At 70.4% G+C, this 17,738-nt stretch carries 15 protein-coding genes; 4 read left to right on the top strand and 11 right to left on the bottom strand.

Going from position 1 to position 17,738, the window contains the following annotated elements; genetic code table 11:
• Positions 1 to 3: 3 nt before the first annotated feature.
• Positions 4 to 948 (bottom strand): methionyl-tRNA formyltransferase, encoded by a 945-nt coding sequence (locus ACQPZX_RS13695; RefSeq protein ID WP_433379558.1) that lies wholly within the window; start codon positions 946 to 948, stop codon positions 4 to 6.
• A 94-nt stretch (positions 949 to 1,042) separates the two neighbouring features.
• Between ACQPZX_RS13695 and ACQPZX_RS13690 the strand changes: the two genes are divergently transcribed.
• Positions 1,043 to 2,377 carry a lysine N(6)-hydroxylase/L-ornithine N(5)-oxygenase family protein gene (locus ACQPZX_RS13690; protein WP_433379555.1) on the top strand — a complete coding sequence of 445 codons (1,335 nt, stop codon included), beginning with the start codon at positions 1,043 to 1,045 and terminating at the stop codon, positions 2,375 to 2,377.
• 60 nt (positions 2,378 to 2,437) lie between these two features.
• On the opposite strand, the gene ACQPZX_RS13685 is transcribed toward ACQPZX_RS13690, so the two are convergent.
• From ACQPZX_RS13685 to ACQPZX_RS13665, 5 genes are all read right to left on the bottom strand, one after another.
• Complete coding sequence (locus ACQPZX_RS13685; RefSeq protein WP_433379552.1) at positions 2,438 to 3,094, bottom strand: HAD family hydrolase; 657 nt, start codon at positions 3,092 to 3,094, stop codon at positions 2,438 to 2,440.
• Between the two features lie 10 nt (positions 3,095 to 3,104).
• Positions 3,105 to 3,296 carry a hypothetical protein gene (locus ACQPZX_RS13680; RefSeq protein WP_433379549.1) on the bottom strand — a complete coding sequence of 64 codons (192 nt, stop codon included), beginning with the start codon at positions 3,294 to 3,296 and terminating at the stop codon, positions 3,105 to 3,107.
• Positions 3,293 to 4,555, bottom strand: coding sequence for a vanadium-dependent haloperoxidase (locus ACQPZX_RS13675; protein ID WP_433379546.1), 1,263 nt, complete (start codon positions 4,553 to 4,555; stop codon positions 3,293 to 3,295). Before ACQPZX_RS13675 ends, ACQPZX_RS13680 begins: the two co-directional genes overlap by 4 nt.
• A gap of 93 nt (positions 4,556 to 4,648) precedes the next feature.
• Positions 4,649 to 5,113, bottom strand: coding sequence for a hypothetical protein (locus ACQPZX_RS13670; RefSeq protein WP_433379543.1), 465 nt, complete (start codon positions 5,111 to 5,113; stop codon positions 4,649 to 4,651).
• Between the two features lie 205 nt (positions 5,114 to 5,318).
• Positions 5,319 to 6,146 carry a LacI family DNA-binding transcriptional regulator gene (locus tag ACQPZX_RS13665; protein WP_433379541.1) on the bottom strand — a complete coding sequence of 276 codons (828 nt, stop codon included), beginning with the start codon at positions 6,144 to 6,146 and terminating at the stop codon, positions 5,319 to 5,321.
• A gap of 41 nt (positions 6,147 to 6,187) precedes the next feature.
• On the opposite strand from ACQPZX_RS13665, the gene ACQPZX_RS13660 reads away from it, so the two are divergent.
• Positions 6,188 to 7,360, top strand: coding sequence for an ROK family transcriptional regulator (locus ACQPZX_RS13660; RefSeq protein WP_433379538.1), 1,173 nt, complete (start codon positions 6,188 to 6,190; stop codon positions 7,358 to 7,360).
• On the opposite strand, the gene ACQPZX_RS13655 is transcribed toward ACQPZX_RS13660, so the two are convergent.
• From ACQPZX_RS13655 to ACQPZX_RS13635, 5 genes are read right to left on the bottom strand one after another with little or no spacing between them, the layout of a single operon-like run.
• Entirely contained in the window at positions 7,357 to 9,783 is a 2,427-nt protein-coding gene (locus tag ACQPZX_RS13655) for a cellulase family glycosylhydrolase (protein WP_433379535.1), read from the bottom strand. The genes ACQPZX_RS13660 and ACQPZX_RS13655 overlap by 4 nt on opposite strands.
• Positions 9,783 to 12,173 (bottom strand): glycoside hydrolase family 2 protein, encoded by a 2,391-nt coding sequence (locus ACQPZX_RS13650; RefSeq protein ID WP_433379532.1) that lies wholly within the window; start codon positions 12,171 to 12,173, stop codon positions 9,783 to 9,785. Before ACQPZX_RS13650 ends, ACQPZX_RS13655 begins: the two co-directional genes overlap by 1 nt.
• Positions 12,174 to 12,187: 14 nt before the next feature.
• A complete protein-coding gene (locus tag ACQPZX_RS13645; protein ID WP_433379529.1) occupies positions 12,188 to 13,000 on the bottom strand; it encodes a carbohydrate ABC transporter permease in 813 nt (270 codons plus the stop codon).
• A complete protein-coding gene (locus ACQPZX_RS13640) occupies positions 12,997 to 13,899 on the bottom strand; it encodes a carbohydrate ABC transporter permease (protein WP_433379526.1) in 903 nt (300 codons plus the stop codon). Before ACQPZX_RS13640 ends, ACQPZX_RS13645 begins: the two co-directional genes overlap by 4 nt.
• The gene (locus ACQPZX_RS13635; protein WP_433379523.1) at positions 13,896 to 15,209 is read right to left on the bottom strand and encodes an ABC transporter substrate-binding protein; all 1,314 of its coding nucleotides are present in this window, start codon (positions 15,207 to 15,209) and stop codon (positions 13,896 to 13,898) included. The genes ACQPZX_RS13640 and ACQPZX_RS13635 overlap by 4 nt, the downstream gene beginning before the upstream one ends.
• A gap of 126 nt (positions 15,210 to 15,335) precedes the next feature.
• Between ACQPZX_RS13635 and ACQPZX_RS13630 the strand changes: the two genes are divergently transcribed.
• Both ACQPZX_RS13630 and ACQPZX_RS13625 read left to right on the top strand, forming a co-directional pair.
• The gene (locus ACQPZX_RS13630; RefSeq protein ID WP_433379520.1) at positions 15,336 to 16,607 is read left to right on the top strand and encodes an ROK family transcriptional regulator; all 1,272 of its coding nucleotides are present in this window, start codon (positions 15,336 to 15,338) and stop codon (positions 16,605 to 16,607) included.
• 87 nt (positions 16,608 to 16,694) lie between these two features.
• A complete protein-coding gene (locus tag ACQPZX_RS13625) occupies positions 16,695 to 17,699 on the top strand; it encodes a glycosyl hydrolase (RefSeq protein WP_433379517.1) in 1,005 nt (334 codons plus the stop codon).
• Positions 17,700 to 17,738: the final 39 nt, after the last annotated feature.

The following is a 17,738-nucleotide window of genomic DNA, read 5'->3' as shown; positions in this document are numbered from 1 at the left end:
GGATCAGGGGCGGGAGGTCAGGTAGCCGCCCATCGAGCGGAAGTAGTCGCCGGCGGGCAGTTCGGTCCCGTCGTCGAGGCGGATGCGGTCGATCGCGAGCCCGTGGCTGGTTCCCCGGCGGGCCTCGGCGCCGGCCACGACGACCACGGCGTCGCCCTCGCGGTAGAAGATGCGGCCGGGCGTCCCGCCGTAGATGCCGTCGGAGACGTGCGCCGCGACGATCCGCAGGCGCTCGCCTTTGTGGAAGGCATAGGCGTTCGGGTACGGGTCGGACTGCGCGCGGATCAGCCGGTCCAGCTCCTCGGCCGTCCACGTCCAGTCGATCCGGCTGTCCTCCTCGGACCGCTTGTGGAAGAAGCTCGCCCGCGAGCGGTCCTGCGGGGTCCAGTCGGTGCGGCCGGAGGCGATCAACGCGAGCCCGTCGACGGTGATCGGGCCGAAGAGGTCGAGGGTCTTGTGGAAGAGGTCGGTGGTGGTGTCCCGGTCGCCGACCGGCACCGACCGCTGCAGCACGATGTCGCCGGCGTCGAGCGTGCCGTCCATCATGTGCGCGGTCACCCCGACCTCCTTCTCGCCGTTGATCAGCGCCCAGATCAGCGGCGAGAAGCCGGCGTACTTGGGCAGCAGCGAGTCGTGCACGTTCAGCGTGCCGAGGCGGGGCAGCGCGAAGATCTGGGGCGGGATCCACGTACGCCAGTTGGTCGCCACGATGACGTCCGGGTCAGCCTCCTTGAGCGGGCCGAGCAGGTCGTCTTCGGGCCGGTCGCGCACCTCGACCGGCACGCCGTGCCCGGCGGCGAGGTCGGCGACCGAGTCGCTCCAGATGCGCTCGTAGGCGTGATCGCTCTTCGGGTGGGTGACCACGAGCGTGACCTCGTGTTCCGAGTCCAGAAGGGCTTGCAGGGTCCGGTGACCCCACGTCTGGTACCCGAACATGACTACCCGCACGGTTCCTCCTGGCCCATCCACATCAGCAAAAGTTAGGTTAGTCTAACCTAGCTTCGCGCCGCCGAAAGGGGGCGCCTGACGAATGGGACTGCCGATGTCACAGCCCGCTCCGCAGGGTGCAATTCCGGTCTACGACGTGGTGGGAATCGGTTTCGGTCCGTCCAATCTCGCGTTGGCGATAGCCGTGAAGGAGCACAACGCAGGCGCCGGCCAGGATCCCGTCACCGCGGTTTTCCTGGAACGTCAGGCCTCGTTCGGCTGGCACCGCGGGATGCTGCTGGAGGACGCCACCATGCAGGTGTCGTTCCTCAAGGACCTGGTGACCCTGCGCAACCCGACCAGCGAGTACAGCTTCCTGTGCTACCTGCGGGACCGTGACCGGCTGATCGACTTCATCAACCACAAGAGCTTCTTCCCGCTCCGCGTGGAGTTCCACGACTACCTGGAGTGGGCCGCGGCCAAGGTGGACGACATGGTCCAGTACGGCCACGAAGTCGGCGAGGTCGTCCCGGTCGTACGCGATGGGGTGATCGAAGCCTTTGACGTGCTGGTCCGGCACGCCGGCGGGGTCAGCTCATACCGGGCGCGGAACCTGGTCGTCGCCACCGGGCTGCGGCCGCAGATCCCGGCCGGGGTGGACGCGTCCGAACGGATCTGGCACAGCCGCGACCTGCTCACCAACATCGGCCGGCTGGACGGCGCCGCCCCGTCCCGCTTCGTGGTGGTCGGCGCCGGGCAGAGCGCCGCCGAGGTCACCGCATTCCTGCACGAAAGGTTCCCGCGAGCCGAGGTGTGCGGGGTGTTCTCCCGCTACGGCTACTCCCCCGCCGACGACAGCTCGTTCGCCAACCGCATCTTCGACCCCGCCGCGGTCGACGACTACTTCGGCGCCCCGCCGGAGATCAAGACCATGCTGATGAACTATCACAGCAACACGAACTACGCGGTGGTCGACAACGACCTGATCGAGGAGCTGTACCGGCGCTCGTACCGGGAGAAGGTCAACGGGGTCCGGCGGCTGCGGCTGCTCAACGTGACCCGGCTGGCCGGCGCCAAGGAGGCCGCCGACGACCGGGTCGAGGTGACGATCGAGACGCTGACCACCGGCGAGCTGTCGACGCTCGACGCCGATGTGCTGATCTGCGCCACCGGATACCAGCCGGTCGACCCGTTCCCGCTGCTCGGCGACGCCGCCCGGCATTACCGGCGGGACGAGTTCGGCCGGGCCGTGGTCGACCGGGACTACCGGATCGCGGCGGGCCCGTCGGTCACCGCCGGCGTCTACCTGCAGGGCGGCACCGAGCACTCGCACGGCATCACCGCGTCGCTGCTCTCCAACGCGGCGGTGCGCTCCGGCGAGATCATCAAGTCGATCGCCGGGCGGCTCAGCGCGGACCGCCCGTTCGCGGTCACCGCCAACGTCGCTTAGCGGACGGGCCGTTGGGGGTCACCGCAAACGTCGGCCAGCGGACGGCCCGCTCGGGGTCGCCTAGCGGACTGCCGCCGCCCACCGGGTCAGCGTCCGGTCGGCAAGCGAGGTGAACACCGCGTCGGTGTCGGGGGCGACGCCGGGCAGTGACGGGACCCCGACGACGTACATGCCGGCGGCCTGGGCCGACGCGACGCCGGTGCGGGAATCCTCGAACGCGATCGACCGGGCCGGGTCGGCGCCCAGCCGGGCGCAGGCTGCCAAGTAGAGGTCGGGCGCCGGTTTCGGGTGCTCGACGTCGTCGGCGGTGACGACCACTTCGAACAGGTCGTCGATCCCCGCGGATTTCAGGGCGGCATCGACGAAGGGGCGCGGGCTGTTGCTGGCCACCGCGATCGGGATCCGCCCGCGCAGGCCGGCCACCAGCGCACGGGCACCGGGCAGCGCGTCGGCGCCGGCCTTCAGCTCGACGGCCACGAGGTCGTGCAGGCGCCGCGCGAGCTCCGGACCCTCGCCCGGTCTGTCGAAATAGCCGGCCATGGCCGTCCCGGCGTCCTCGAGGGTACGGCCGATGACGATCTGCTTCCGGTCGGGGCCGAAGCCGTGCCCGTGCTCGGCGAAGATCGCCGTTTCGGCGCGTGTCCAGCAGGTCTCGGTGTCGACAAGCAGGCCGTCGCAGTCGAAAACCACGGCGTCGACGGTCGGGGGCAGCTCCACGCCGCCGAATCTACGGCCAGAGCAGCTCACGCGCCCACCCGGAATCGGTGCGCGTGTAGCGCAGCCGAGTGTGCTTGCGCTGCCTGTCGGCCGCGTCCACCGCGGCGATGAGCCAGTCGACGAACAGCATGCCGGGCCGGTCCGGCGCGGTGGACGGGTCGAAGACGGGCAGGCCCCGCAGGTGTCCCCTGGTGCCGATCACCCCGCGACGCTAAACCCGAACCTCGGCGTACGGGTCAAGCCTTTGCGCCAGCTGGCGAGCGCGGCGAGGGCGGCCCGCCGGCCGACGGCGGCGCCCAGCTCGTCCGTGTTGCGGAAGTGCACGCCTTCCCAGACGCGTGCGTCGATGTTGTCCCGGGTCAGCTCCGACCATCGCCGGTAGGTCAGCGTCACGTCGGTCGCCACCACGCTGGTCAGCGAGAACGCGGCCCGCGGCGGCCCGGCGAGCGCCTCCAGCACGGCCTGCGCCGCGCCCGCGTAGGTGGTGTGCCCCGACGGATACTCCGGGTGCGCGGGGGTGGCGATCAACGGCGTCCACGACGGGTCCGCCGCGACGGAACCGGTGCGGATCGCGGTGACCGGCCGCCAGAACAGGTGTCGGTACTTCGCCTGGTACGTGGTGATCTGCGCGTCGATCGTCGCCGCGTGGAACAGCGCGACGAGCGCGATCCGGTGCACGAGGGGGCGCCGGTCGGCAGCGTGCGAGCCGTGCGGCGCGACGGCCGTGCGCAGCGCCCCGGTGAAGCCGTTGAGCGAGGTCTGCGACCAGAATCGAGCCACCGCCAGCTGCTGCGGGGTGCGTACGGCGCTGTCCAGGGCGCCCACCGCCCGCGACTCCGCGAGATCGCGCAGGTAGACGGCGCTGCCCAGGGCCGGCGGCGGCCCCGGCTGCAGCGGCTCCACGCTACGCACCAGGAACGGCCGGCCGTCGCCCTGCCCCGCCTGAACCGCCGCGGCGAACGCGGGCGGCGTCGGCTGCCACACGCCGGGCGCGGCCGCGGGCGGCGTGAACGGCCGGTTGACCGAGGCCAGGTCGAGGCCGTCGCCGGCCCGCTCGGCGAGAACCGCGCGGGCCGCGTCGGCGCCGGCGGCGACGGCCCAGTCCGCGCGCCGGACGCTCAGCCGGGCCAGGGTGGCCGCGAGCGCGGCGTCCAGGGCCGGGGCGGCGGCCGGGTTGGTGCCGATGAGGGTCTGGTGGACCGCGGCGGCCAGCGCGAGCTCGGCCTCGGCGCCCGGGCGGACGGCCGCCACCGCGCGCCACGCGGCGATCCAGGCGATGGCCCAGGTGCGGCTGTTGGTCACCTGCTGGGGCCCGGTGATGACCCCGATTGTGGAAGCGTTGAGGTCGTACCACTCGAGCAGCGTGTCGGCCCGCGGCGCGGCGGCGCCGGCGGACGACGGGCTCAGCACGGCGGCGGCGCCCGCGCCGGCGACGGTCGCGAGGACGGTACGGCGAGACATGGGCTTCGATGAAAGCATGCCGTGACCGTAGTATTCATTTCCCATCGGCTCAATAGGAGGGATGGGGGCGACAACAGATCGGCGGCCCCGCCGTCAACGATCCCGACCGCCGAGCGGGACTGAGCGAGCCGCGCGGGGCTCGCTCCGGTGCCAGCCCTCGTCCGGGACGAGCCAGGGGTCGAGGTGGCGGATCACCGGCCAGCCCGGGTCGAGCAAATCCACGACGGCATCTGAGTGGTCGCCGGCGTGGTCCGGCGAGGTGCGGACCCAGATGGTCAGATGCCAGGCGCCGGCGGGTACGTGGTCACGCCATCGCGGCCCGCTGGCGATCACGATCGTGCCCGCCGCACGCGCGCGCGAGCCGTCCGCGGCGCTGGTGCAGGCATCGCCGGTGAGCCGGGCGCAAGTGCGGCCCTCGGCACGGAACCGACCGGCTAGCCGGTCGGCCACCAACGCGGCCCGGTCGCCGGCGCCGTCGACCAGGATCAACCGGCCCTCGTCCGGCAGGGCGCCGGCCAGAAGGTCCAGGACGGTCTCCCAACGGGCGCCGGCAGTCATACGGTCATGATGCAACTGCGACCCTTCTGATGCCAATACGGCCGAAGATGCTGGGAAGAAACGCGCTTCCGGCCCGCAGAATCGCGTTTACTCATTCTTGGGAAGGGTGCCGAGAACCTCGGCCTGGCCGCCGGCGACGCGGTGACCGCCCTCGTGAAGTCGACCGAGGTCGGCGTGGGCACACCCTGACGGCGCGGCCGGTGGTTCAGCGGGTGCTTTCCCGCGTCACCAGGTGGGCCGCCGGGGCCTCGTAGATCGCGGGCGCGACCCCGGCCATGGCGTCGAGCAGGGCGCGGGCCGCCAGCTCGCCGATGCGGCCCACGTCGTGGCTCATCGCCGACAGGGGTGGCACGGCCAGCTGGCAGAGGGCGGAATCGTCCCAGGCGATGACCGAGATGTCGGTGGGGACCTTCACGCCGCGCTCGCGCAGCTCGTCCAGCACGGCGAGGGCCATCACGTCGTTGTCGCAGACGATGGCTGTCGCGCCGCCGGCGACGACCGGTGCGGTGGCGGCGCGGCCCGACTCGTACGAGTAATCGCCCTCGGCATGCAGCAAGCGCACCCCGCGCGCGGTGGCCTCGGCCTCCGCGCCCTCGCGGCGAAGCTGGGTGTGCGCGAACGACATCGGGCCGCTGATGTGGCCGATCACCTCGTGGCCGCGCTCGGCCAGGAAGCGGATCGCCTCGCGGGCGAAACCGGCGTCGTCGGTCCACACCGTCGGCAGGCCCGAGGCCGTCGACGGCGCGCCGAGGACCACCGCGGGCAGGCCCAGCCGGTGCACCAGGTCGACCCGGTCGTCGCCGGGTGACAGGTCGACCAGCACCACGCCGTCGACCTGCTCGTCGGCGGCCCAGCGCTCGTACGTCTGGATCTCGGCGTCGCGGTCGGTGACCACCTTGACCAGGACCGACACCCCGGCCGGCGTGAGCACGCGCTCCAGGCCCTCGAGGAACTCGTGGTAGAACGGCTCCTCGCCGAGCACTCGCGAGGCACGCGCGAGAACGAGACCCACCCGCCGCTGCGCCTGTGTCACGGTTCCTCCGGTTCTCCTCGCCCAGGCGATACCGTACCGCCATGGCACGTCGAGAAACGCCAGCTGCCGGGCCGGGCAGTCGCGCCCTGATCGTGGATGTCGTCCGATCGGCCACCACCATCAGCCGGGTGGAGCTCGCCGAGATGACCGGCCTGACCCAGCCGTCGATCTCCAACATCGTGCGCGATCTGATCGCCGACGGCGTCATCCACGAGACCGGCTCGACCGACTCGGCCCGGGGCAAGCCCCGCAAGCTGCTCGCCATCAACCCGGCCAACCGGTTCGGGCTGGGGTTCCAGCTCGGACCGGAATCGGTCACGTGCGTGGCCATCGACCTCACCGGCGGGGTGGTCGGCCGCGAGGTCGTCCCGCTCGACGGCACCGACCTGCCGGAGCAGCTCACCGCCCGCTTCGACGACTTCACCGGCGGCCTCGACCTGCCCCGCGACCGCATCGAAGGGCTCACGATCGTGGCGCCCACCGCCCGCCCGGGTCACGAGTCGGAGGGCCCCGATCTGCTCGTGGTCCAGTCCGCCCTGGCCGACCGGTTGAAGGTGCCGGTTCTGGTGGAGAACGACGCCGCGGCCGCCGCCCTCGGCGAGTTCTGGAGCCGCCGGGTCTCCCGCGAGCAGTCCTTCGGCAGCGTCTATCTGAACTTCGGGATCGGCGCCGGCCTGGTCTTCGGCGGCGCGCTGTTCCGTGGCGCGAGCTTCGACGCGGGCGAGCTGGGCCACCTGTCCATCCAGTACGACGGGCGGCCCTGCCCCTGCGGGAACCGCGGTTGCGTGGAGCGGTACGCCTCGATGGCGGCCATCGTCGACACCGCCCGCGAGCATCCGGACCTGCCGGGCCGGCTGCGGCTCGACGGGACGGTCGCGGCGGCGTACGACGCGATCGCGCGCGCCGCAGTGAGCGGCGACGCGGCCGCCTTCGCAGTGGTCGACGAGGCGGCCCAGCGCCTCAGCGTGGCGGTGACCTCGATGGTGAACCTGCTCGACCTGGGCCGCGTCGTGCTCACCGGGCCGGCCGTCGCGGTGGCCGGGTCGATCTACGCCCGCCGGCTGCGCGCCCACCTCGCCCGGACGGCCCACGCCCGGCACCGCCACGAGGTCGTCGTCGAGCTGTCCGCGCAGCCGCGGGACGCCGCGGGGATCGGCGCCGCCGCCTTGGCGGTGCAGGCGTCGATCTCCCCCGGCCATACCGCGGCGCATTAGATCGGATACGCCCGCACGTCGTCCACGACGAGCCGACCCGTGCCGCCACCGCCGACGTAGAACGACAACTGCGTGAAGTGCCGCAGGTCAAGCGGCCCCGAAGTTGCCCAGGACGGCTGGGCGAACGCCGTGAACGGCACCCGGACGACCCCGCTCGGCGTGCCCGCCGGAAGCGTGGCCTCCCAGTACAGCCCGTTCGCGACGAACTGGATCGAGATGCTCCCTTGGGTGCTGGAACGATCCAGGCGGAGCTCGATGCCCTCCTGTCCCCAGAGGTCCATCGGGGCGAAGGTCCGGCTGACGCCCGCGTAGCCGGCCGTTCCCGCGGTCACGTCGAGTCGCATCGCGTGGCCGGCGCCCGAGGCGACCAGCGTCGGGGTGATGACGTCGCCGCCGGGGTTGCGTGGATAGGCCGCGGCGAGCGCGCTGTCGTCGGCGTACCCCTCGAAGTCGTCGATCGTCGCGGGCGCCGCCGGGCGGGCCCTCGTCTCGAAGGAAGCGAGCGGAGTCGTCGTGCTGCCGGCCGCGTTGGTGGCCCGCACACTCCAGTACCACGTGGTGCCCGGCTCGAGGCCCTGCGCGAGGGCGTAGGTCGTGCCGTTGGTGGTCGCGCTGAGCACCGGATCGCTCAGGTTCCGGTTACGGGAGACGGTGAGCGTGTAGTAGCCCGCGCCCGCGGAAGTCGCCCAGGAGAAGGACTGCGGGCCGATGACGCCGGTGGCGCCCGGGGCCGGCGCGGTCCCGGCGAACGCCGCGGGCCGGTGGGTGACCGGGGCCGGATCGGCGGCCCAGAAGGTGGCCAGGGCCAGGCCGGTCCGGGTCCGGGACGCGGGCCAGACCAGCCGCACGTGGCCGGCCGCGACGGTCGCCGAGATCGTGTACGGGCCGTTGCCGTCGACCCGCGAGCGCACCGTACGCCAGGTGGTTCCGTTGTCCGAGATCTGAACCGCCAGATCGGGACGGTGGGAAGCCACCACCTCGAACTCGGCCCGGCGGGCGCCCGGAACCGGCCAGCTCGCCCAGGCAACGCCGGCATCCGCGGGGAAGGTGCCGTCGGGACGGATGATCAGGTTGCTGGAGAGGGTCGCCGCCGGATCGGTCACGACGGTCTCTCCGGCGCCGACGAAGCGCGGCTCGGATGCCACGCCCGCCTTGCCGTCGGTGAACGGGACAACGCGATACCAGGCGTCGCCTGCGGCCGTGCGGTCCTGCCACGGAGTGTCGTCGTCGGTGAGCAAGCCACTGTGCGCCGGACGCCAGCCGCCGTACGAGGTGCGGCGCTCCACCCGGTAGCCGTCGGCGCCGGCCGCGCCCCGCCACTGCAGGACGTTGAACCCGCCCGCCTTGGTGATGGCGGTGACAAGCGGAACGCCGACCGGCCGGGTCGCCGGCCTGGCACCCAGAGCCTTGGCGTACGCCATCTGCGCCGCGCCGTCGGGGTAGTGGAACGTGAAGCCGTCGTCGTGCTGCACGTAGCCGTACCGGTCGTTGTGGCCGAACAGCGACCAGGACAGCATGCCGCTGACGTTCCGGTCGGCGATCAGCGGCTCGAAGAACGCCGGGGACGCGGACGTCGACGCGTACTCGCCGGCGATGTAGACCTTGCCCGATGCGGCGATCGTCGCCGCATCCAGCGCGACCTTCGCGGACGTCGGCGGATAGTAGTGAACGTCGACGATGTCCACGTCGGGGGCGGCCAGGGTGTCCGGATCGATGTCGAAGCGGCGGCCGGCCGCGATCAGCTGACGCGGCGCCCAGTCGGAGAACAGCTTCGCGTTGGCGTTGATCCAGTCGGGAGTCATGCCCTCAAGCTCGTTGCCCAGCTCCCATGCCATGACGGCCGGGTCGTCGATCAGCCGCTTGCCGGTGAACATGTTGACGTGGTGCATGACGTGCGAGACGTACGCCTGGTAGTCCGCGATCACGCGGGGATCGGTGTAGAAGGCGGACTCCGGCAGACCGTACGGCTTGGTGAAGTCGGCGTGCCCGCCGTGGTAGTAGGCCCAGTTGTCGGTCAGGGGCAGTACGAGACGCAGGCCGAGTTTCCCGGCGTACGCGATGGCGTAGTCGATGGTGTCGAACGCGTCGTCGTTGTAGCCGGCCTCCTTCGAGGGCAGCAAGGTCTTGGGGCTGCCCGACGACACGAGCATGTGGCTGCGCACGACGGTCATGCCCATGGCCTTGGCCGTGTCGAGCGCGTCCCGGATGCGGAAATAGGTCGGGTAGTCGACGCCGCCGACGTTCTCGTCGAGGCCAAGCCAGTACATGTTGGTCCCGGCGAAGCGGAACTGCTTCCCGTTCAGTTCGAGGTGGGAGCCGACGCGCTTCACGAAGGAATCGGGCTTCGCGGAAGCCGGCGCGCCGAGCCCGGTAGCAAGGACGGTGACGGCCAGCGCCGCACCGAAGATCCGTCTGGCATTCATCACAACACCGCCGAGAGGTTGGTGATCACCCAGGGGGCCTTGACCGACGCGGGGTCGAGGTCCAGGGGCGCGCGGACGTGGAAGACGGCGGACTCGCCGGCCAGAAGGGTGACGAAACCCTTGTCGGCGACCGCTTGGGGGTGGATGCGGTCGGGCTGGAGCAGGATGTCGCGGGCGAGGCCGACCGCCTGGACGTGGACGTCGAGGCCACCGGGGACGGTGTGCACGTCGACGGTGAGGCCCGGGTCGTCGTGCGTGAACTCGCGGTCCTCGACCGCGAACCACAAGGCGCGGACGTCGCCGAACCGGCCGACCAGCAACTCGGAGGCCGGGTCGCCGAACTCGGCCACCGCGACCGGCACCGGGATCAGCGTCACCGACCGCGCGGCCACGGTGACCCACTGGGTGACGGTGGCGAGCACCGCGCCGCCGGTGTCCTGGCGCTCGACGAGCAACGGCCCGGTCCACTCGGCAGGGTGGTCGTTGAGGACGGCCACGACCAGGCCGCCGTCGCGGGGCTGGAAGGTCAGCGCCTGCTCGGCGAACAGCTCCTTCAGCGCGTGATACAGCGGCTTGTGCCGCCCGGCGCCGTCGATGGCCGCCCACGACGTCACCGGCCACAAATCGTTGAGCTGCCACAGGATCGAGCCGCCGGTGTGCGGCCACTGCGAGCGCCAGTGCTCGACGCCGGTGCGGATCGCCCGCACCTGGTTGAGCTGGGTGAGGTAGTGCCAGGCCTCGGTGCCGGAGGGCGCGCCGAAGTGCGGGGCGAGCCCGCGGGCCAGCTTGCCGTTGCCGTCCTCGGCCTTCTGGTGGTGCAGGACGCCGGGCGAACCGGGCAGCAGCGGGTCGTCGGAGACCGCCTCGCGCAGCGTGGTCCACGCCGGCGGCGCCTGCCAGCCGAACTCGGCGACGAACCGGGGCGCCGAGTCGCGGTAGTTCAGGTAGTCCTCGCGGTTCCACACCTCCCAGGAGTGGAACGTTCCATGGGCGGGGTCGTTCGGCGGCAGGCCGGGGCGGCCCGGCCAGGGGCTGCCCGCCTGGTACGGCCGGCTGGGATCCAGCTCGGCGACGATGGCCGGCAGGGTCTCCAGGTAGTACCGGGCGCCCCAGGAATGGCCGTTCTCCCAACCCATCGCCTCGTGCAGCCACAGGTTCTCGTTGTTGCCGCTCCACGTGATGAGGCTCGGGTGCGGCGCCAGGCGGGTCACGTTCTCCCGGGCCTCGGCCACCACCTCGGAGTAGAGCGGCTCCTCCTCGGGATAGTCGGCGCAGGCGAACAGGAAGTCCTGCCACACCATCAGGCCGAGCTCGTCGCAGACCTCGTAGAACTCGCGCGCCTCGTAGATGCCGCCGCCCCACACCCGGATCAGGTTGACGCCGGCATCGGCGGCCTCGCGCAGCCGCCGCTCGTAGCGCTCCCGCTTCATCCGGGACGGGAAGATGTCGTCCGGGATCCAGTTGACGCCCTTCACCAGCACCGGCGAGCCGTTGAGATGGAAGACGAATCCGCCGCCGGCGCGGTCGAGCTCGACGGTCCGGAAGCCGGTGCGGCGCTCCCACCGGTCGAGCACCTCGTCGCCGTCGAGCAGCTCGACGGTCAGGTTGTACAGCGTCGCCTCGCCGTAGCCGCGCGGATTCCACGGCTGCACCGCGCCGGCGTCGATGACCGCGTGCTTCGTGATGACGCCACCTGGCAGGTCGAGCGTGGCTATCTCGAGCTCGTCGAGCAGCACTCGGGCGCGCAGGTCACGCTCGCGGGTGCGTTCCACGTCGACGGTCAGGTCGAGCCGGCCGGTCTTGTCCAAGGTCGCAAGTGGACGGACAGTGGCGAGCCGGGCGGTGCTCCACCCTTCGAGGCGCACCGGCCGCCAGATGCCGGCGGTCACCAGCGTCGGGCCCCAGTCCCAGCCGAACGAGCAGGCCATCTTGCGGATGAAATTGAACGGCTCCGGGTAGGCGTTGGGTCGCGGTCCGAGCTTTTCCCGTACGCGTTCCGCCTCGGCGTACGCCGACTCGAACCGCACACTGAGCCAGTTGGCGCCGTCGTCGAGCAAGGCCGTCACGTCGTACCGATAGCTGCGGTGCATGTTGCGGGTCGCGCCGAGGGTGACGCCGCCCAGCTCGATGGCCGCCACCGTGTCGAGGCCGTCGAAGACCAGGTCGACGCGCTCGTGGCCGGGCCCGTCCCACGCGAGGTCCCGGCTGTACTCCCAGTCGGTGTGCCCGACCCAGGCGACCGCCTTCTCGTTGTCGTCCAGGAAGGGGTCCGGCAGCCGGCCGTCGTTCATGAGGTCGACGTGGACACAGCCCGGCACCAGCCCCGACAGTGGGTCCACAGTGGCGCCTCGCAGATCCCAAGCGCCGCCGAGGTCCTGTGCGTGCAGCATGCGCGCGTCCTTTCTTACTTGGTCGATCCGGCGGTGACGCCGTTGTAGATGAAGCGCTGCAGCAACAGGAAGACCACGACGGTCGGAATGATGACGATCATGGTGCAGGCCGCGATCGTCTCCCATTGCGCGCCGTACGGCCCCTTGAAGCGGAACAGCGCGGTGGAGATGACGTTCAGGTTGGGCGAGCGCAGATAGAGGAACGGAATGTAGAACTCGTTATAGATGGCGATGCCCTTGATGATCACTACGGTGGCGATGGCCGGCTTCATCAGCGGCAGGATCACCTTGCGGTACACGGTGAACCGGGACGCGCCGTCGATCACCGCGGCCTCGTCGAGGCTGCGCGGGATGGACTGGATGAACTGGATGAAGATGTAGATGGACACGATGTCGGTGCCCATGAACAGCACGATCGCCGACCCGAGCGTGTCCACCAGGCCCATGGATTTGACGATCTGATAGGTCGCCACCTGCGTGGTCACACCCGGCACGAGCGCCGCCACCAGGAACAGCCCCAGGACGAGGCGCTTGAAGGGAAAGGAAAAGCGGCTTATCGCGTACGCGGCGAGCGTGCCCACCGCAACGGTGCCGGCCAGCGACACGGCCAGGATGATCGTGGTGTTCACGAAGCCGCGAAGCATATGACCGTTGGTCCACGCCGTCGCGAAGTTGTGGAAGTTGAACCAGTTCTCCGGCGGGGTGAGCGGCCCGGTGCTGCCGTACTCGGTGTGGGTCTTGAAGGAGGCGAACAGCACCACCACCAGCGGGACGAGCACAACCAGCGACGCGAGCACCAGCGAGGAGTACTTCCCGAACTTGCTCATGAGAGCGTCACCTCCTCGTCCGGCACGAGCCGGCGCTGGATCCACGTGACGAGCAGGACGATCAGCAGCAGGACCACCGCCATCGCCGAGGCGAGCCCGATCTTCCGGAACTGGAAAGCGGTCTGGTACGCCTGGATGACGAAGGTGGCGGTGCCGTTCGCGCCGCCGGTCATGATGAACGGGATCTCGAAGGCGGACAGGCTGCCGGAGATCGCGAGGATGAACGAGAGGCTGATGATCCGCCGGATGCCGGGCGCGATGATGTGCCGGAACTGGTGCCAGCGGTTCGCGCCGTCGATCTCGGCCGCCTCGTAGATCTCGCCCGGGATGGACTGGATGGCGCCCAGGAACAGCACGAAGGTCAGCCCGGTGAACCGCCACACCGAGGTGCCGGCCAGCGAGAAGTTCGCGACGTCCGGGTCGCCCAGCCACAGCGGGGTGTGGCCGCCGAGGATCGTGTCCAGCGTGCCGCCCGGCTGGAAGAAATAGAGAAAGACGAACCCCACGGCTACGCCGTTGAGCAGGTACGGGAAGAAGAGGATGCCCTTGAACAGATTGCGGAACCGGGTGCTGAACGACAGGATCACCGCGAAGTACAGGGCGATGCCGATCTGCACGAACGAGGCCGCGAAGTAGTAGAGGCTGATCAGGAAGACCCGCCAGTACTGCTCGTCGGTGAAGACCCGGACGTAGTTGTCGACGCCGACCGGCTCCATCGTCGGCCGCAGGCCGTCCCAGCTGTGGAAGCTGTACCAGATCATGTTGCCGACCGGCACGTACGTGAAGGTGATCAGCAGGATCAGCGCCGGCGCGAGATAGAGCCAGGGACTGTGCCTCTTCTTGCGTGCCCGGTCCACCTTCGCGGCGGACCGGGCACGCTCCATGACCTGAGCGGTCACTTCATCACCTTGGATTGCGCGGTGCCCCACCGCTTGTTCAGGTCGGCGAAGTACGAGTCCTTGGTGCCCTTCGCGGCGCCGCGGGCGATGTCGACCAGCTTCTGCCGGTAGATGTTGCCGGTCAGGTCGATCTCGGACTCCTTGATGATCAGGTCCTCCTTGCCGCTGTTCGTGGTCGCGGCCGGCAGGTCGAGCAGCTCGGCGCCGGCGCTCTGGAAGTCCTGGATCACCTGCGGCATCGGCGCGCTCACCGGGGTCGGGATCGCCTGCTGGTCGGTCGCGAAGCCGGACTCGGTGACGAACCAGTCGAGCCACGCCCGCGCGGTGGCCTTGTTCTTCGAGTTCTTGCTGACCGCGGCGGAGTAGTCACCGGTGATCTGGGTGTGGAACTTGCCGCCGGTCTGGTACGGGAACGGCCAGAGCGCGATGTCGGCCGGGTCGGCGCCCGCGGTCTTCGCCGCGTCCTGCATCTGCGGCACGGCCCAGGAGCCGAGCAGCATCGCCGCCACCTTGCCGGTGGCGATCATCGGCTTGGAGTTCTCCCAGTTGGTGGTGAGCGGGTCCTTCTCGCTGAGCCCGCCGTGCACGATGTCGAAGAGCAGGCCGTCGGTGATGTACTGGACCTTGCCCGGCTGCCACGGCGTGGCGTCCTCGGGGAACGTGTTGTTGATGTCCTGCTGGTTGAGGATGCCGCGCTGGTTGTTGAACTCGCTCAGCGGCCAGCCGTCCTTGTAGTTGGTGTAGTACGGAATCGCGCCGGTCTTCTTGATCGCCTGCAGCCCGGCGAGGAACTCCTCCGGCGTCTTCGGCGGCGCGGTGATCCCGGCCTGCGCCCAGACCTTCTTGTTCACCACCAGGCCCTTGGCGATGCCGCCCAGGGAGAGGCCGTAGACCTGGCCGTCGTACGACTTCTCGTCGGTGAAGCGGTACTTCTGCTTGAGGTCGTCGAGCTTGCCCAGCGGCTCGAAGAACTGGCCGAGCTCGTCGCGCGCGACGCTGTTGGGGATCAGCAGGACGTCGCCGTAGTCGCCGCCGCTGAGCTGCGTCGTGACGTCGCCCTCGTAGTTCGTCACGCCCTGGAACTGGACGGTCGTGCCCGGGTACTTCGCCTCGAACTTCTTCGCGTACGCCGGCAGAGTCGTGTTCACCAGGTCGGTCCGGTTGGTCAGGACCGTGATGGTGCCCTTGACGTCGCCCGAGAAGTCGCCGGTCGAGCCGGCGTCGTCGCCGCCGGCCCCGCCGGTGCAGCCGGCGACCAGAGCGAGCGCCGCGGCGGCGCCGATACCGAAGAGATTCCGTCTATTGATCATGGTGGCATCCGTCCACTGGGTGTCGATTGAGGCGCCCAGCATGGGACGGAGATGACAACGGTGTCAAGGTTAGATTACTAATTTATTTTTTGCCTCGAGCGCGTCTTGCCTGGTAGACATGCCGCCATGGCACGTCGAGAAGCGCCCGCGGCCGGGCCGGGGAGTCGCGCGCTCGTCGTGGACGTCATCCGGTCGTCGGTGGCCGTCAGCCGCGTCGAGCTCGCCGAGCTGACCGGCCTCACCCAGCCGTCGATCTCGAACATCGTGCGCGACCTCATCGCGGACGGCATCATCCACGAGGTCGGCTCCATCGACTCCGTGCTGGGCCGACGGCGCAAGCTCATCGCGATCAGCGCGGCGAGCCGGTTCGGCGTCGGCTTCCACCTCGGCCCGGAGACGCTGACGTGCCTGGCGATCGACCTGACCGGCGGAGTGGTCGGCCGGGAGGCGGTGCCCCGGCGGCCGGACGAGGATCTGGGCGAGCGGTTCGAGCACTTCACGCGCGGCCTGGACCTGCCGCGCGACCGCATCGAGGGCCTGGCGATCGTCTCGCCGGGCGCCGACCTCGCGCCCGCTGACGCCGGCCCCTCGCCCGCCAAAGCCGGCCGCTCGCCCGCCAGCGCCGGCCGCTCGCCCGCCAGCGCCGGCCGCTCGCCCGCCGGCGCCGAGCCCTCGCCCGCCGGCTCCGACCTTGGCCAGGTGCGCGCCCAGCTGGAGGCCCGGCTCGGGGTGCCGGTTCTGGTGGAGAACGACTCGGCGGCCGCGGCGCTCGGCGAGTTCTGGAGCCGCCGCGTTTCCCGCGAGCAGGCGTTCGGCTGCATCTACCTGTCCACCGGCATCGGCGCCGGCTTCGTCTTCGGCGGCGCGCTGTTCCGCGGGGCGAGCTTCGGCGCCGGCGGGCTCGGCCACGTGTCCATCGACCACGACGGCCTGCCCTGCCCGTGCGGCAACCGGGGCTGCGTGCAGCAGTACGCCTCGATGCGGGCGGTCGTGGCCGCGGGCCGGGCCGACCCGGCGCTGGCCGCGCGGCTGCCACTGGACGGCAGCGAGTCGAGCGCCTACGACGCCATCGCCCGGGCCGCGGTCAACGGCGACGCGGACGCCTACCAGGTGCTCGACCGGGCGGCCGTGCGGCTGAGCACGGCCGTGACCTCCATGGTGAACCTGCTGGACCTCGGCCGTCTCGTGCTCACCGGTCCCGGCGTGGCCCGCGCCGGATCCATCTTCGCCCGCCGGCTGCGCGCCCACCTCGGCCGCGCCGCGCACTCCCGGCGCCGGCACAGCGTCGCCGTCGAGATCTCGGCCCAGCCGGGCGACGCGGCCGGCATCGGCGCCGCGGCGCTGGTGGTGCAGGCTTCCGTCGCTCCCGGGCACACTCGCGAGTTCTTAAATTATTAATGTAACTATTGACATCGGCGAAACATGGGCTTGAACATGGGCTGCGCAGGGGTCCCCCGACCCCGTCCCGAAGGAGGACACTCCCCCATGAAAGTCCCCCGATTCCCGGTCGCCGCGCTGACGGCGACGCTGGTCGCCGGCGTCGCGGTGGTCGCCGCCGTCACGATCACGAGTCCGGCGAACGCCTTCGCCGCGACGTCGAAGACCACGGTGATCAACTACCTGAAGTCGATCACCGGCAACCACATCGTCAGCGGCCAGCACAACAAGGAACCGGCCACCTCCCCCGGCCAGTACACCCAGCAGGTGCACGACATCACCGGGCAATGGCCCGGGCTCTGGGGCGGCGACATGATGTTCACCTCGAACGACATCGCCAACCGGCAGAGCGTCGTCAACCAGGCCAAGACCGAATGGGCCAACGGATCGCTGGTTGCGCTGACCTGGCACGCCTGCTCCCCCACCGTCGGCGCCACCTGCAACTTCGACGGCGGCGTCAAGACCGGCATCAGCGACGCTCAGTTCCAGCAGATCGTCACCGCCGGCACCGCGCTCAGCAACACCTGGCGCAGCCGGATGGCCGCCGTCGTGCCCTACCTCAAGCAGCTCAAGGACGCCGGCGTCCCGGTGCTCTGGCGCCCCTTCCACGAGATGAACGAGTCCTGGAACTGGTGGGGCCACCGCCCCGGCGCCAACGGCTCGCTGAAGCTGTACCAGCAGATGCGCGACTACTTCGCGAGCCAGGGCCTGGACAACCTCATCTGGGTCTGGAACGTCCAGGACAACCCGGCCGGGGGCTGGTCCAATTACTACCCCGGCAGCAACTACGTCGACGTCGTGACGCTCGACGCGTGGTACAAGAACTACCCGTCGAGCGGCGACTACTCGCAGATCCAGTCGATCGCGGGCGGCAAGCCGATCGCGATCGCCGAGATGGGCAAGGTGCCCACCGCGGCGTTGCTCGACAGTCAGCCCAAGTGGACGTACTTCATGATCTGGTCGGAGCAGCTACGCGGCAACAACAGCAACGCCGAGATCCAGACCTCGTACTTCCTGCCCCGGGTCTACAACCAGGGTGAGATCAAGTTCTAGCTTCACCAGCGGTGGCCCGGCGTTCGTCGCCGGGCCACC

Source organism: Actinoplanes sp. CA-142083 (assembly GCF_050942195.1).
In the GTDB taxonomy this organism is placed as follows: Bacteria; Actinomycetota; Actinomycetes; order Mycobacteriales; family Micromonosporaceae; genus Actinoplanes.
This window is presented reverse-complemented; position numbering and strand designations above follow the sequence as displayed.